Origin of the sequence: Streptomyces sp. NPDC003036, assembly GCF_040611175.1 — a bacterium.
GTDB lineage: Bacteria > Actinomycetota > Actinomycetes > Streptomycetales > Streptomycetaceae > Streptomyces.
In genome coordinates, this window is the sequence record NZ_JBEXNO010000010.1 from 100264 (window position 1) to 114302 (window position 14039).

The window sequence follows — 14039 nt, forward strand, 5'->3', positions numbered from 1 at the left end:
GGCGGACGCTGGGTGAACATGGTTCACCGGAGAGTCAGGAGACCGAATGCGTCCTGTGCGTCCTCTGCGCCGTCCCATCAGCCGGAAACGGCCGCGTCGTGCCGTGGCCCGTCGTGCCGTGGCCGTGGCCCTGAGCGTGCTGGCGGCGGCCGCGCTGCCCCTCGCCGCGTCCGCGCCCGCGGCGGCCGACAGCGTGGTGGTCGGCGGACAGCCGGTACGCGCCTCGGACAGCCCCTGGGCCGTGGCCCTGGCCAGCCGTGCGCGGTTCGGCAGTGCGCGCGCGGGCCAGTTCTGCGGTGGGGTGGTCGTGGCGCCCACCAAAGTCGTCACCGCCGCCCACTGCCTGGGGCCGACGGTGCTGGGCCCGGACCCCGGCGCGCTGACCGATCTCGCCGTCATCGCGGGGCGGACCGAGCTGCACGGGCCGGGCGGCCGGGAGGTCCCCGTGACGCGGGCGTGGATCAGCCCGGCGTACGACCCCGAGACGCAGTCGGGGGATCTGGCCGTGCTGACGCTGGCGAGCGCGCTGCCGCGTTCGTACGTGATCAAGGTCGCGGGGCAGGGCGATCCGGCGTACCAGCCGGGGACGAGCGCCGACGTGTACGGCTGGGGCGACACGACGGGCGGTGGCGCCTACGCGTACGGACTGCGCTCGGCGCGCGTCAGCGTCCTGCCGGACGAGGTCTGCGGGCGCGCCTACGCGGCGGGCGCGGGAGGTGCGTACATCCCCGCGACGATGCTGTGCGCGGGCGACCCGCAGGGCGGGCGTGACGCCTGCCAAGGGGACAGCGGTGGTCCACTGGTCGCCCAGGGGCGGCTGATCGGCCTGGTCTCCTGGGGCAGCGGTTGCGGCCAGCCGGGCAGCCCGGGTGTGTACACCCGGGTCTCGGCGGTGATGCCGCAGCTGTGACGCGGCTACGGTGAGGCTCCGGTCACTCGCACCGTGCGAGGCCGGTGGTGTACGAGAACGGGCGGCCCGCCCCTGGGTGTGGGGAAGGCCGCCCGTCGGCCGGTCCTGGACCAGCCCCTGGCTCGTCGGGATGTGAGCGTCAGCGATCCTCTTCGGTGCTGGCCGGCACAGCGGTGAGCCGGTCCGTCTCATCCTGTATTTCCGCGGCGATCTTCTTGAGTTCCGGCTCGAACTTGCGCCCGTGGTGGGCGCAGAAGAGCAGTTCGCCACCGCTGGTCAGCACGACGCGCAGATATGCCTGGGCGCCGCAGCGGTCGCAGCGGTCGGCGGCCGTCAGCGGGCTCGCGGGGGTCAGAACAGTAGTCACGTCGCCTCTTCTCTAGCTCGACGAGCTGTCGTACCAGGGTCAACATCCAACCAGGCCGAAAACGTTCCCGCTCGTGGCTTTTCCTCGAAACTTTTTCCAAGGTGGCTGTCTGCTGCCGGTTGGCGGCGAATGAGCCGTATTGCTGTGCTCTACGGGTTTCGCGTTGTTTGCGGTGTTATGCCTAGCTCGGTCCTCCCGGCTGGGTTGCCGGTTGTGCATGAGGACGTGCCCGGAGCCTAAATGGTTCATGCCTGGAAGGGAACGTGATGTCCACGTCACTCCATCGAGGGATCGAACACCTATACGACGCTGGACTAGCATGAGGGATCACGAGGGTGGCGTGACAACGGCTCTACCAGGCCTCGGTACCCTCTGACCCGGCGACAGACGCCGGGCCTCTACCCCCATGGGCCAGATCTTAAATTCAGCGAGGAGCGAACCGCGTGACCGCCGAGACGTCCGTGCCGTCCAGTGCGCTGCTGACCGCAGACCGTGACGGTTCCAACTACACCGCGCGGCATCTGCTCGTACTGGAGGGGCTCGAGGCGGTTCGCAAGCGACCCGGCATGTACATCGGGTCCACCGACAGTCGCGGTCTGATGCACTGCCTGTGGGAGATCATCGACAACTCCGTCGACGAGGCCCTGGGCGGGTACTGCGACCACATCGAGGTCATCCTCCACGAGGACGGCTCCGTCGAGGTCCGGGACAACGGCCGCGGCATCCCCGTCGACGTCGAGCCGAAGACCGGCCTGTCCGGCGTCGAGGTCGTCATGACCAAGCTGCACGCCGGCGGAAAGTTCGGCGGCGGCTCGTACGCCGCCTCCGGCGGTCTGCACGGCGTGGGCGCCTCCGTGGTGAACGCCCTCTCCGCCCGCCTCGACGTCGAGGTCGACCGGAACGGCTCCACCCACTCCATCAGCTTCCGCCGCGGCGTCCCGGGCATCTTCACCGAGTCCGGCCCCGACGCCCCGTTCGACCCGGCGAACGGCCTGCGGAAGGTCAAGCGCGTCCCGAAGACCCGCACCGGCACCCGCGTGCGCTACTGGGCCGACCGCCAGATCTTCCTCAAGGACGCCAAGCTCTCCCTGGAGAACCTGCACCAGCGCGCCCGCCAGACCGCCTTCCTGGTGCCCGGCCTGACGATCGTCGTGCGCGACGAGCGCGACCTGGAGGGCGAGGGCAAGAGCGAGGAGACGTTCCGCTTCGACGGCGGCATCAGCGAGTTCTGCGAGTACCTCGCGCAGGACAAGGCCGTGTGCGACGTCCTCCGCCTCACCGGGCAGGGCACCTTCAAGGAGACCGTGCCGGTCCTCGACGAGCGCGGCCACATGACGCCGACCGAGGTCACCCGTGAGCTCGGCGTGGACGTGGCGCTGCGCTGGGGCACCGGGTACGACTCCACGGTCAAGTCCTTCGTCAACATCATCGCCACCCCCAAGGGCGGCACCCACGTGTCCGGCTTCGAGCGCGCCGTCACCAAGACGGTCAACGAGGTGCTGCGCGCCGGCAAGCTGCTGCGCGTCGCCGAGGACGACATCGTCAAGGACGACGCCCTGGAGGGCCTCACCGCCGTCGTGACCGTCCGGCTCGCGGAGCCGCAGTTCGAGGGCCAGACCAAGGAGGTCCTCGGCACGTCCGCGGCGAACCGCATCGTCGCCAACGTCGTCGCCAAGGAGCTCAAGGCCTTCCTGACCTCCACCAAGCGCGACGCCAAGGCCCAGGCCCGCGCCGTCCTGGAGAAGGCCGTCGCCGCGGCCCGGACGCGTATCGCCGCCCGCCAGCACAAGGAGGCGCAGCGCCGCAAGACCGCGCTGGAGTCCTCGTCCTTGCCCGCCAAGCTCGCCGACTGCCGCAGCGACGACGTGGAGCGCAGCGAGCTCTTCATCGTCGAGGGCGACTCCGCGCTCGGCACGGCCAAGCTCGCCCGGAACAGCGAGTTCCAGGCGCTGCTGCCGATCCGCGGCAAGATCCTCAACGTCCAGAAGTCGTCCGTCTCGGACATGCTCAAGAACGCCGAGTGCGGGGCGATCATCCAGGTCATAGGGGCGGGCTCCGGCCGGACCTTCGACATCGACGCCGCGCGCTACGGCAAGATCGTGCTCCTCGTCGACGCCGACGTCGACGGCGCGCACATCCGCTGCCTGCTGCTGACCCTCTTCCAGCGCTACATGCGGCCGATGGTGGAGGCGGGCCGGGTCTTCGCCGCCGTACCGCCGCTGCACCGCATCGAGCTGGTCCAGCCCAAGAAGGGCCAGGACAAGTACGTCTACACGTACTCGGACAACGAACTGCGGCAGACGCTGCTGGAGTTCCAGCGCAAGGGCGTCCGGTACAAGGACTCCATCCAGCGCTACAAGGGCCTCGGCGAGATGGACGCCGACCAGCTCGCGGAGACGACGATGGACCCGAGGCACCGCACCCTGCGCCGGATCAACATCGGCGATCTGGAGGCGGCGGAGCAGGTCTTCGACCTGCTGATGGGCAACGAGGTGGCGCCGCGCAAGGAGTTCATCACCAGCTCCGCGGCGACCCTGGACCGCTCGCGCATCGACGCCTGACCCCCGCGGGCCGGACTCCGGGCTACGGAGTCCGGCTGAACGAGCGGCGATAGGAGCGGGGCGGGACGCCGCGGCGGCGGACGAACTGGTCGCGCAGGACGGACGCGCTGCCGTAGCCGACGCGGCGGGCGACCTCCTCCACCGGGAGGTCCGTGGTCTCCAGGAGTTCTTCCGCGCGGCTCAGGCGCAGGCCGCGCAGCCAGGCGTGCGGGGTGGTGCCCGTGGCGGCGGTGAAGCGGCGGGCGAAAGAACGCCGGCTCATCAGGGCGCGCCGCGCGAGTTCGGCGACGGGGAGCGGTTGGTCCAGGTGCTCCCGGGCCCAGGCCAGCACCTCGCCGAGGCGTTCGTCCTGGCAGTCCTCGGGCACGGGCGCGGCCACGTACTGGGCCTGCCCGCCGTCACGGTGGGGCGGCAGCACCAGGTCGCGGGCGACGGCGTTGGCGGTCGCCGCGCCGTACTCCCGCCGCAGCAGATGCAGGCACAGGTCGAACCCGGCGGCGGCTCCCGCGCCGGTCAGCACCCGGCCTTCGTCGATGTACAGGGCGTCGGCCTCGACGGTGACGTCCGGGTGGCGGCCGGCCAGCAGCCCGGCGAACCGCCAGTGGGTCGTGGCCCGCCGGCCGGCGAGCAGCCCGGCGGCGGCGAGCGCGAACGTGCCGACGCAGTGGGCGCCGACCAGCGCCCCGCGCGCGTAGGCGGCCGAGAGGGCCCGGAGCACCGGCGGCGGGGGCGGGGTGCGGAAGTCGGCCCAGGGAAGGGCCAGTACGAGATCGGCGTCGGCCAGCCGGTCCAGACCGTGCTCGACGGCGAGTGGCACACCGAGGTCCGTGACGACCCGTCCCGGCTGGTCGGTGCAGAGCGCGAAGTCGAACGCGGGCAGCCCCGGACGAGCGTCGAACACCTCGGACACCACGCCCACGGCCAGCATCCCGACACCGGGCGGGGCGTAGGCGGCGACGGTCACGAAGGGCGGCATCCGCGCAGTCTGGCACGGGCGGTGGGACCCCGTGGCACGTTTCCTGCGATCGGTGGCAGTACGGCCACTCGTGGCAGGCCGCCCCGCCCGGAAAGCTGATCCCCATGAACGACATGAGCGAGACCAACGACGCGCCCGTCGCCCGCAGCGCCGCGTACACGATCCTGCACACCGGCTACACGCTCTCCACCGGCCCCGGCGTGGCCGCCACCGTCTCCTACGTCTCCGATGCCGGACGCCATGTGATCGTCGATCCGGGCATGGTGCCGGGCCGCGACCGCATCCTCCGTCCGCTCGCCGAGCTGGGCCTCGGTCCCGACGACATCACCGACGTCGTCCTCAGCCACCACCACCCGGACAACATCCTCAACGTGGGCCTGTTCGCCCGGGCGCGCGTCCATGACCACAAGGCGATCTACGAGGCCGACCAGTGGACCGACCGTGACGCCGAGGGCTATGAACTCAGCCCCTCCCTGCGGCTGATCAGGACCCCCGGCCACAGCCCGGAGGACATCACCCTGCTCGCCGGCACCGCCGCCTCCGGCGTGGTCGCGTTCGCCGGAGACCTGTGGTGGCGCCCGGACGGTCCGGCGGAGGACCCCGTGGCCCCCGATCGCGACACGCTGAGGGAGTCCCGGCTGCGCGTGCTGGCGGCGGCCGACTTGATCGTCCCCGGACACGGCGGCCCCTTCGCCGCCGACGACCGCGCGCCGCGCTAGGGGGTGTCTCGCCGATCTTGCCGGGCTCGCGACACAGCCGTCAGGCGGCCGCTGCCCAGACGTAGCGGTGCTCCGGCCGGCCCGTCTCGCCGTACCGGAGGGACAGCCGCACCCGGCCCGCCCGCTCCAGCAGCTTCAGGTACCGCTGGGCGGTCTGCCGGCTGACGCCCGCCCGCTCGGCGATCTCCTGCGCCGACAGCGGCCCGTCGGCGGCCAGCAGCACCTGCCGTACGAGCTCCGCCGTGGTGGGGGAGTGGCCCTTGGGCAGGTCCGGGGCGCCGGAGGCCACCGACAGGGCGCCGAAGATCCGGTCCACCTCGGCCTGTTCGGCCTCGCCGCCGCCCTCCAGGGTGCGGCGCAGCGCCGCGTACGCCTCCAGCTTGGGGCGCAGGCCCGCGAAGTTGAACGGCTTCACCAGGTACTGCAGTGCCCCGTGGCGCTGCGCGGCCCGGACGGTCGCGACATCCCGGGCGGCCGTCACCATGATCACATCGGTCTGGTGGCCGCGCCGCCGCAGCTCCCGTACGACCGCGAGCCCGTTCTGGTCCGGCAGGTAGTGGTCGAGCAGGATCAGGTCCAGATCGGGCCGTTCCTCGACCCGGGCGAGCGCCTCGGCCGCCGTGTGGGCCGAGGCGACGACCTCGAAGCCGGGCACCTTCGCCACGTACGCCGCGTTGATCGCGGCGACCCGGACGTCGTCGTCGACGACGAGCACGCGGATCATCGGACGCCCTCCGCAGCGGGAGCGCCCTCCGCAGCGGGAGCGGTCTTCACAGCGGGAGCCGGCTCCGCAGCGGGAGCGGTCTCCGTCAGCGCCTCCGGGAGTACGACGGTGAACTCGGCGCCGCCGCCCGGGGACTCCCCGACCCGTACGCCGCCTCCCTGCCGTTCCGCCAGCCTGCGCACCATGGCGAGCCCCAGACCCCGTTCCCCGCCGTGTGCCGGGCGTTCCTTGGTGGACCAGCCCTCCGTGAAGATCAGCTCACGCCGCTCGGCCGGCACCCCGGGGCCGCTGTCCGCGACGCGCAGCACCGCCGTACGTCCCTCGGCGCGCAGCTCGACCTCCACCAGCGGCTCCTCGGAACCGGCCGCCGCGTCCAGCGCGTTGTCGACCAGGTTCCCGACGACCGTGACCAGCTCGCGCGGCTCGACCAGCCGGTCCGGCAACAGCGTGCCGGGCGCGACGCGCAGCGAGACGCCGCGCTCCGCCGCCACCGTGGCCTTGCCCACCAGCAGCGCCGCCAGCAGCGGATCGTGCACCTTCTCGGTGACCTGCTCGGCGGTCGTCCGGTGCACCCCCACCACCTCGGTGACGAACTCCACCGCCTCCTCGTGCATCTCCAGCTCCAGCAGCCCGAGCAGGGTGTGCAGACGGTTGGCGTGTTCGTGGTCCTGGGCGCGCAGCGCGTCGATGAGCCCGCGCGTCGAGTCCAGCTCCCGCCCCAGCCGCTCCAGCTCGGTCCGGTCGCGCAGGGTGGCGACCGCGCCGCCGTCGTCCGTCGGCATGCGGTTGGCGATCAGCACCCGCTGTCCGCGTACCGTCACCAGGTCCTCGCCGGTGACCCGCCCGGCCAGCACGTCGGTCGTACGGCCCTCGCCGAGCACCTCCTCCAGCGGCCGCCCGATGGCCTCCGGGCCCACGCCCAGCAGCCGCTGCGCCTCGTCGTTCAGCAGCCGCACGCGCCCGGCCCCGTCGAGGGCGACGACACCCTCCCGGATGCCGTGGAGCATCGCCTCCCGCTCCGCGAGGAGGGCCGAGATGTCGGAGAAAGCCAGGTCGTGCGTGCGGCGCTGAAGGCGGCGCGAGATCAGGTACGCCGCCAGCGCCCCGACGGCGAGGGCGCCGCCCGCGTACGCGAGCAGCCCGGGGATCGCGGCGAGCAGGCGGGCGCGCACGCTGTCGTACTCGATGCCGACGGACACCGCGCCGACGATGTCGCCGTCCGCCTCGCGCAGCGGGACCTTGCCCCGCGCGGAGCGGCCGAGGGTGCCGCTGTCGATCTCCATGACGTCCTTGCCCGCGAGGGCGTCGCTCGGATCGGTGGAGACCACCCGCCCGATCTTGCGGGGGTCGGTGTGCGACCAGCGCACCCCGCGCCGGTCCATGACCACCACGTACTCGGCGCCGGTGGCCCGCCTGATCCGCTCCGCCTCGGCCTGTACGGGCCCGGTGGCGGTCGGCGGCGAGTGCAGCAGCCGGCCGGCGACCTCGGGGGACGCGGTGGTCTCGGCGATGGCGAGCGCGCGCCGCATCGCCTGGTCGTCGAGCTGGTCGCTCAGCGGCGCCAGGAACAGGCCGGTGGCGAGCACGGTGACGCCGGTGGCGATGGCCAGCTGCATCAGCAGGACCTGCGAGAAGACCCGCTGCGGCCAGCCGAAGCGCCTGCGCCGCGCGGGGGTGCGTACGGCGAGGGCGACGGGCGTCGAGGTCGGTGCGGGGCTCACTCCAGGAACCGTAAAGGGACACACCGCCCCGAGGGAACGCCCGGCGCCATGACCGACGTCACGCCGGCCGTGGAGCCCGCGGGACCCGCCTATCCTGAGGGCCGCAAGCCGCCGGACGCGGAGCCGACCGAGAAGGGTGCCCCTTGAGCAGCAGCGTGCCGCAGCAGATTCCCGCCATCCCCGTCGTCGTCCTCTCGGGCTTCCTCGGGTCGGGCAAGACCACCCTGCTCAACCATCTGCTGCGCAGCGCCAGAGGCACCCGCATCGGCGTCATGGTCAACGACTTCGGCTCCATCGAGATCGACGCCATGACGGTGGCCGGCCAGGTCGGCTCCACCGTCTCCCTCGGCAACGGCTGTCTGTGCTGCGCCGTCGACACGAGCGAGCTCGACACCTACCTGGAGACCCTCACCCGGCCCTCCGCCCGCCTCGACGTCATCGTCATCGAGGCGAGCGGCCTCGCCGAGCCCCAGGAGCTGGTGCGGATGATCCTCGCCAGCGACAACGACCGGGTGGTGTACGGCGGACTGGTCCAGGTCGTCGACGCCGCCGAGTTCGACGCCACCCGCGCCCGCCATCCCGAGACCGACCGGCACCTCGCCCTCGCCGACCTCGTCGTCGTCAACAAGGCCGACCGCGTGGACGCCGACGAGCTGCGCCGCGTCCACGGCGCCGTCGCGGCCCTCGCCGAGCGGGCCGCCGTCGTCGACGCCGCGTACGGCCGGGTCGACCCCGAGCTCCTCTTCGACCGGGCCGCGCGGCGCGAGGGCGGGGACGACTGGATCGAGGGCCAACTCTCCTTCGACGACCTGCGCGAGGACGAGCACCACGACCACCCGCACGCGGCGTACGACACGGTCTCCTTCACCGCCGACGTACCGATGCACCCGCGCCGGCTGCTGGACTTCCTCGACTCGCGCCCCGAGGGCCTGTACCGCATCAAGGGCTTCGTCGACTTCGGCGCCGCCGACCCCGCCAACCGCTACACCGTGCACGCCGTCGGCCGGTTCCTCCGCTTCTACCCGGAGCCCTGGCCCGCGGACGGCGGTCAGCGCCTCACCCAGCTCGTGCTCATCGGCTCCGGCATCGACGCCGACGGCCTGGGCAAGGCCCTCGACGCGTGCCGGGTGACCGACTCGCCGGAGGACGCCCCCGGCGAGCACAGCATGTGGGGCGTCCTGCGGTACGTGCCGGAGCCTGCGGAGCCGTCCCCCGAGGACGGTTCATAAGATCGTCCCCGTGACCACGGGGACGACACACTGGATACCGCCGACCCTGACCGAGCGCCTGCTGTACGAGGCGAAGACGGCCGGGGACCGCGAGGCGCAGCTCGCCCTGCTCTCCCGCGCCACGCTCTTCCTGCCCGTCGGCCGGCTGCACGCGGACACGCCGGGGGCCGGCCTCCCGCTCGTACCCGCCAAGGACCCGCAGACCCGCAAGAGGAGCATCGCCGCCTTCACGGTGGGCATGCTCCCGCCCTGGCACCCGGAATGGGTGTGCCAGGCCACGACGCTCGCCGAACTGGCCCGCCACTGGCCGGACGGCAGGAAGAAGGCGTCCCTGGCGGTCAACCCCGGCACCCCGTGCGCGATCGGCCTCGAGGCCGGACCGCGCCACCGCGCGGCCTGGGCCAAGGCCGCCGCCGCGACCGGTGGCCCGCCCCGGGGACTGCTGCTCACGCACGCCCACGGCCCCACACAGGGCGCTCTCGCCCACGGACTGGCCTGCGGCGCCCACCTGTCGGTGCACAACAGCGTCCCGTGGAACCAGCTCGGCACGACTCTCTTCGGCTACGAGTCGGACGTCGGCACCCTGCGCGGCACCTGGCGGGTCACCAACCGCGGCCAGTACCGGGACAAGCTGGCGGTCCTCTTCCGGGCCCGGCTCTGCGGTCTGGAGGAGTCGGCCGCCCTGCGGGCCCGCACCGTGCTCGCCGCCCGCCTGGGCAGGACGCCCACCACGGGGGAGTGGCTGGACACCGTCCTCGCCTCCCTCACCGAGCGCGGCGCCGACGAGGCGACCCTCAAGGAGCTGACCGACACCGTGACGCGGATCAGCCGCTACGAAGCCCGCTTCCGCGCCGACGGCGTGCTGGGCACGGACGAACGCGTCGACTCGCTCGCCGCGTTCGACTACGGGCGCGTCGTCTCGTTCGTACGGATGGGGCTCGGCGCCCGCCTGTGCGAGCCGCACGAGGCGGAGGAGGCGATCCTCACGGCCGGGCGCCTGAGCCGGGAGGCGTACCCCTCGTGGGAGGCGTTCTCGGTGGCGTACGCGCTGGCCCGGGTCATCGCCTTCGACGAGGACCGCTTCGGCCGCGTCTACCAGGAGTCCCTCGGCCAGCACCGGATCCTCACCCAGGACCCGGCGAGCCCGTACCGGAGCGTGCCGTGGAAGTGAACTGGGTGCCGCCCTCGCCCGTCGAGCGGCAGCTGTACGAGGCGGGGCAGCGCGGCGACGTCCACGCGCAGCTGCGGGTGCTGGCGGCCGAGCCGCTGTACCTCGGGCAGGCCCGCCACGAGGTCGACGCCGAGCCGGGCCTGGTGCGCTGGCGCGCGGTGACCGCCCCGAACGGCGGCCTGTGCAGGGTCCTGCTCACCCGGGGCATGCTGCCGCCGTGGCACCCCGACTGGGTGTTCCACGAGGTCGACCTCGACTGGGTGGCGGACTTCGGCTGGTCCGACCCCCGGCAGTGGCTGGCGGTCAACCCCGGCACACCCGCCGCCGTGCACCTGCCGACGGCGCCTCAGGACCGGGCCCTGTGGCGGCGGTTCCACGCCGAGAACGACCGGTCGACGGACGACCGGCTGACCGCCCTGCACACCGGACCGCTCTTCGGGCCGCTCGCCTTCGGGCTGGCCTGCGGGGCGCACCTCGCCGTCTCCAACGGCGTGCCCTGGAACGAGGCCGGGACGGTCTACGTCGACTACGTCTCCCAGCGGAAGATGCTGCGCGATTCCTGGGACATCACCGACCACCACGGCTGGCGGCACGAGATGGACGCCCTGCTGGAGTACAGCAACAGCCCGGCCGCGCCCGAGTACGCGCTCCGCGTGCGCGAACAGCTCCGCAAGAACACCGGCGAGCTCCCGCCCGCCGACCTGTGGCGGGAAACCGCCGCGGGCAGCCTCCACGACCAGGGCGCCCCGCCCTCGCTGGTCACGGAGATGGAGGAGCTGGTGCGCCGCATCCTGCGCTACGAGGCGAGGTTCCGGGCCGACGGGCTGCTGCCCGGTGACGGCTGGGTGGCCACGGCCGCGGCGTACGACTACGGGCGGGCCGTCAACCTCGCCCGCTGGGGCCTGTCCGCCCGCTACTGCGACCCTCAGCAGGCGGAGCAGGCCATCGTGCACGCGGGCGCGCTCGGCAAGGCCGCGTACCCCTCCTGGGAGGCCTACTCGGCGGGCTACACGCTCGGCAGGGTGCTGCGCTTCGACGACGAGCGGTACGGCCCGTACTACGAGGACTCCCTCACCGCCCACCGGCTGCTCACGGACGACGAGGGCAGCCCCTGGCGGAACATCCCCTGGCGCTGACGGCGGGGGCGCGCCCTGCGGCGGACGCGCCCCCCCAGGTCGTGCCGTTACGACGCCGGGCCCGCCAGCGCCGCGACCGGCTTGGCCAGCGGCGTGCCCGAGCCGTCGCGGCGCGGGTCGATCTCCGGCAGCTCGACCGGGGTGCCGTTCTTCTGGGCCGCCCGGGCCGGAGCCGCGCCCGCCCAGGCGAGCACCAGGGTGTCCTCGCCCTTCAGGAAGCGCTGGCAGCGCACGCCGCCCGTCGCGCGGCCCTTGCGCGGGTACTGGTCGAACGGCGTCAGCTTCGCCGACATCCCGGCCTTCGGGTCCAGCGCCGCGGACGAGCCCGCGACCGTGAAGACCACCGCGTCCGCCGCCGGGTCGACCGCGGTGAACGAGACCACCTCGGCGCCGGCCGCCAGCTTGACGCCGGCCATACCGCCCGCCGGGCGGCCCTGCGGCCGCACCTGCGAGGCCGGGTAGCGCAGCAGCTGCGCGTCGGAGGTGATGAAGACCAGGTCCTCCTCACCCGTGCGCAGCTCCGCCGCGCCGACGATCCGGTCACCCTCCCTGAGGGTGATGACCTCCAGCTCGTCCTTGTTCGCCGGATAGTCCGGCACCACACGCTTGACGACACCCTGGAGCGTGCCGATCGCCAGGCCCGGCGACGACTCGTCCAGCGTGGTCAGGCAGACGACCGTCTCGTCCTTCTCCAGCGTCAGGAACTCCGAGAGCTGCGCCCCGCCCGACAGGTTCGGCGCGCCCGCCGTGTCCGGCAGCTGCGGCAGGTCGATCACCGGCAGCCGCAGCAGCCGCCCGGCGGACGTCACCACGCCCACGTCGCCGCGCTGCGTCGCGGGCACCGCCGAGACGATCACGTCGTGCTTGGTGCGCTTGCCGTCGCTGTCCGGGAGCGGCTCGCCGCTCGCCGTACGGGCCAGCAGACCGGTGGAGGACAGCAGCACCCGGCACGGGTCGTCCGCGACCTCCAGGGACACCGCGGCGACCGGCGCGCCCGCCGACTCCAGCAGGACCGTGCGCCGCTCGGTGCCGAACTTCTTGGCCACCGCGGCCAGCTCGGAGGAGACCAGCTTGCGCAGCTCGGCGTCGGACTCCAGGATCCGCGTCAGCTCCTCGATCTCGCTGTTGAGCCGGTCGCGCTCGCCCTCCAGCTCCAGGCGGTCGAACTTGGTGAGCCGGCGCAGCGGGGTGTCCAGGATGTACTGCGTCTGGATCTCGCTCAGCGAGAAGCGTTCGATCAGCCGCTCCTTGGCCTGCGCCGAGTTGTCGCTGGACCGGATCAGCCGGATGACCTCGTCGATGTCGAGCAGCGCGACGAGCAGGCCCTCGACCAGGTGCAGCCGGTCGCGCTTCTTGCCGCGCCGGAACTCGCTGCGGCGCCGTACGACCTCGAAGCGGTGGTCGAGATAGACCTCCAGCAGCTCCTTGAGGCCCAGGGTGAGCGGCTGCCCGTCGACCAGCGCCACATTGTTGATGCCGAAGGACTCCTCCATCGGCGTCAGCTTGTACAGCTGCTCCAGGACGGCCTCCGGGATGAAGCCGTTCTTCACCTCGATGACGAGCCGCAGCCCGTGCGCGCGGTCGGTGAGGTCCTTGACGTCGGCGATGCCCTGGAGCTTCTTCGACGCCACCAGGTCCTTGATCTTGGCGATCACCTTCTCGGGGCCCACCGTGAAGGGCAGCTCCGTCACGACCAGGCCCTTGCGGCGCGCCGTCACGTTCTCCACGGTCGCGGTCGCGCGGATCTTGAAGGTGCCGCGGCCCGTCTCGTACGCGTCCCTGATCCCGGACAGGCCCACGATCCGGCCGCCGGTCGGCAGGTCGGGGCCCGGCACGTACCGCATCAGGGTCTCCAGGTCGGCGCCCGGGTGCTTGATCAGGTGGCGGGCGGCGGCGATGACCTCGCCCAGGTTGTGCGGCGGCATGTTGGTCGCCATGCCGACCGCGATTCCGGACGCGCCGTTGACCAGCAGGTTCGGGAAGGCGGCCGGCAGCGCGACCGGTTCGCGCTCCTGGCCGTCGTAGTTGGGTACGAAGTCGACGGTGTCCTCGTCGATGGACTCCGTCATCAGCGACGTGGCGTCGGCCATCCGGCACTCCGTGTACCGCATGGCGGCCGGCGGGTCGTCGTTGCCCAGCGAACCGAAGTTGCCGTGGCCGTCGACCAGCGGCAGGCGCATCGAGAACGGCTGCGCCATGCGCACCAGCGCGTCGTAGATCGACGCGTCACCGTGCGGGTGCAGCTTGCCCATCACCTCGCCGACGACCCGGGCGCACTTGACGAACCCGCGCTCCGGCCGCAGGCCCATCTCGTTCATCTGGTACACGATCCGGCGGTGCACCGGCTTCATGCCGTCGCGGGCGTCGGGCAGGGCCCGGGAGTAGATCACCGAGTACGCGTACTCGAGGAAGGAGCCCTGCATTTCGTCGACGACGTCGATGTCGAGGATCCGCTCCTCGTAGTCGTCGGGCTGCGCGGTCTTCGTGCTGCGGCGGGCCATCGCGGCTGCGCTCCTTCACCAGGC

General features: G+C 72.6%; 11 protein-coding genes. 6 read left to right on the forward strand and 5 right to left on the reverse strand.

Features of this window, described 5'->3' with window-relative positions; all coding sequences use genetic code 11:
* Positions 1-103 precede the first annotated feature (103 nt).
* Positions 104-910: a serine protease gene (locus ABZX67_RS10080; protein WP_355356816.1), complete on the forward strand. Its 807-nt coding sequence runs from the start codon at positions 104-106 to the stop codon at positions 908-910.
* Positions 911-1049: 139 nt separating this feature from the next.
* On the opposite strand, the gene ABZX67_RS10085 is transcribed toward ABZX67_RS10080, so the two are convergent.
* Positions 1050-1277, reverse strand: coding sequence for a hypothetical protein (locus tag ABZX67_RS10085; RefSeq protein ID WP_355356818.1), 228 nt, complete (start codon positions 1275-1277; stop codon positions 1050-1052).
* 443 nt (positions 1278-1720) lie between these two features.
* Between ABZX67_RS10085 and ABZX67_RS10090 the strand changes: the two genes are divergently transcribed.
* Positions 1721-3838 (forward strand): DNA topoisomerase IV subunit B, encoded by a 2118-nt coding sequence (locus ABZX67_RS10090; protein WP_355356820.1) that lies wholly within the window; start codon positions 1721-1723, stop codon positions 3836-3838.
* Between the two features lie 22 nt (positions 3839-3860).
* Here the strand turns inward: ABZX67_RS10090 and ABZX67_RS10095 are convergent, their stop codons facing one another.
* The gene (locus ABZX67_RS10095; RefSeq protein ID WP_355356822.1) at positions 3861-4814 is read right to left on the reverse strand and encodes a helix-turn-helix domain-containing protein; all 954 of its coding nucleotides are present in this window, start codon (positions 4812-4814) and stop codon (positions 3861-3863) included.
* 113 nt (positions 4815-4927) lie between these two features.
* Here ABZX67_RS10095 and ABZX67_RS10100 point away from each other — a divergent pair, with 113 nt between their 5' ends.
* On the forward strand, positions 4928-5533 hold the full coding sequence (locus ABZX67_RS10100) for an MBL fold metallo-hydrolase (protein ID WP_355356961.1): 606 nt from the start codon (positions 4928-4930) through the stop codon (positions 5531-5533).
* Positions 5534-5573: 40 nt separating this feature from the next.
* Here ABZX67_RS10100 and ABZX67_RS10105 read toward each other — a convergent pair whose 3' ends face one another.
* Positions 5574-6257 carry a response regulator gene (locus tag ABZX67_RS10105; protein ID WP_355356824.1) on the reverse strand — a complete coding sequence of 228 codons (684 nt, stop codon included), beginning with the start codon at positions 6255-6257 and terminating at the stop codon, positions 5574-5576.
* The gene (locus ABZX67_RS10110) at positions 6254-7873 is read right to left on the reverse strand and encodes a sensor histidine kinase (RefSeq protein ID WP_355356963.1); all 1620 of its coding nucleotides are present in this window, start codon (positions 7871-7873) and stop codon (positions 6254-6256) included. The genes ABZX67_RS10105 and ABZX67_RS10110 overlap by 4 nt, the downstream gene beginning before the upstream one ends.
* Before the next feature lie 248 nt (positions 7874-8121).
* Here ABZX67_RS10110 and ABZX67_RS10115 point away from each other — a divergent pair, with 248 nt between their 5' ends.
* Genes ABZX67_RS10115 through ABZX67_RS10125 form a run of 3 tightly spaced genes read left to right on the forward strand, consistent with a single transcriptional unit; the run spans position 8122 to position 11514 of the window.
* Complete coding sequence (locus ABZX67_RS10115) at positions 8122-9207, forward strand: GTP-binding protein (protein WP_355356826.1); 1086 nt, start codon at positions 8122-8124, stop codon at positions 9205-9207.
* 10 nt (positions 9208-9217) lie between these two features.
* Entirely contained in the window at positions 9218-10378 is a 1161-nt protein-coding gene (locus ABZX67_RS10120) for a DUF1266 domain-containing protein (RefSeq protein WP_355356828.1), read from the forward strand.
* A complete protein-coding gene (locus ABZX67_RS10125; RefSeq protein ID WP_355356830.1) occupies positions 10369-11514 on the forward strand; it encodes a DUF1266 domain-containing protein in 1146 nt (381 codons plus the stop codon). The genes ABZX67_RS10120 and ABZX67_RS10125 overlap by 10 nt, the downstream gene beginning before the upstream one ends.
* A 47-nt stretch (positions 11515-11561) precedes the next feature.
* Here the strand turns inward: ABZX67_RS10125 and ABZX67_RS10130 are convergent, their stop codons facing one another.
* Positions 11562-14015 carry a DNA topoisomerase IV subunit A gene (locus ABZX67_RS10130; protein WP_355356832.1) on the reverse strand — a complete coding sequence of 818 codons (2454 nt, stop codon included), beginning with the start codon at positions 14013-14015 and terminating at the stop codon, positions 11562-11564.
* Positions 14016-14039 lie beyond the last annotated feature (24 nt).

What these genes read in the sequence shown, in the direction of transcription:
- ABZX67_RS10095 (WP_355356822.1), bottom strand. Translation starts at nt 4,814, where the DNA reads ATGCCGCCCTTCGTGACCGTCGCCGCCTACGCCCCGCCCGGTGTCGGG.
- ABZX67_RS10100 (WP_355356961.1), top strand. Translation starts at nt 4,928, where the DNA reads ATGAGCGAGACCAACGACGCGCCCGTCGCCCGCAGCGCCGCGTACACG.
- ABZX67_RS10110 (WP_355356963.1), bottom strand. Translation starts at nt 7,873, where the DNA reads ATGCAGCTGGCCATCGCCACCGGCGTCACCGTGCTCGCCACCGGCCTG.
- ABZX67_RS10105 (WP_355356824.1), bottom strand. Translation starts at nt 6,257, where the DNA reads ATGATCCGCGTGCTCGTCGTCGACGACGACGTCCGGGTCGCCGCGATC.
- ABZX67_RS10130 (WP_355356832.1), bottom strand. Translation starts at nt 14,015, where the DNA reads ATGGCCCGCCGCAGCACGAAGACCGCGCAGCCCGACGACTACGAGGAG.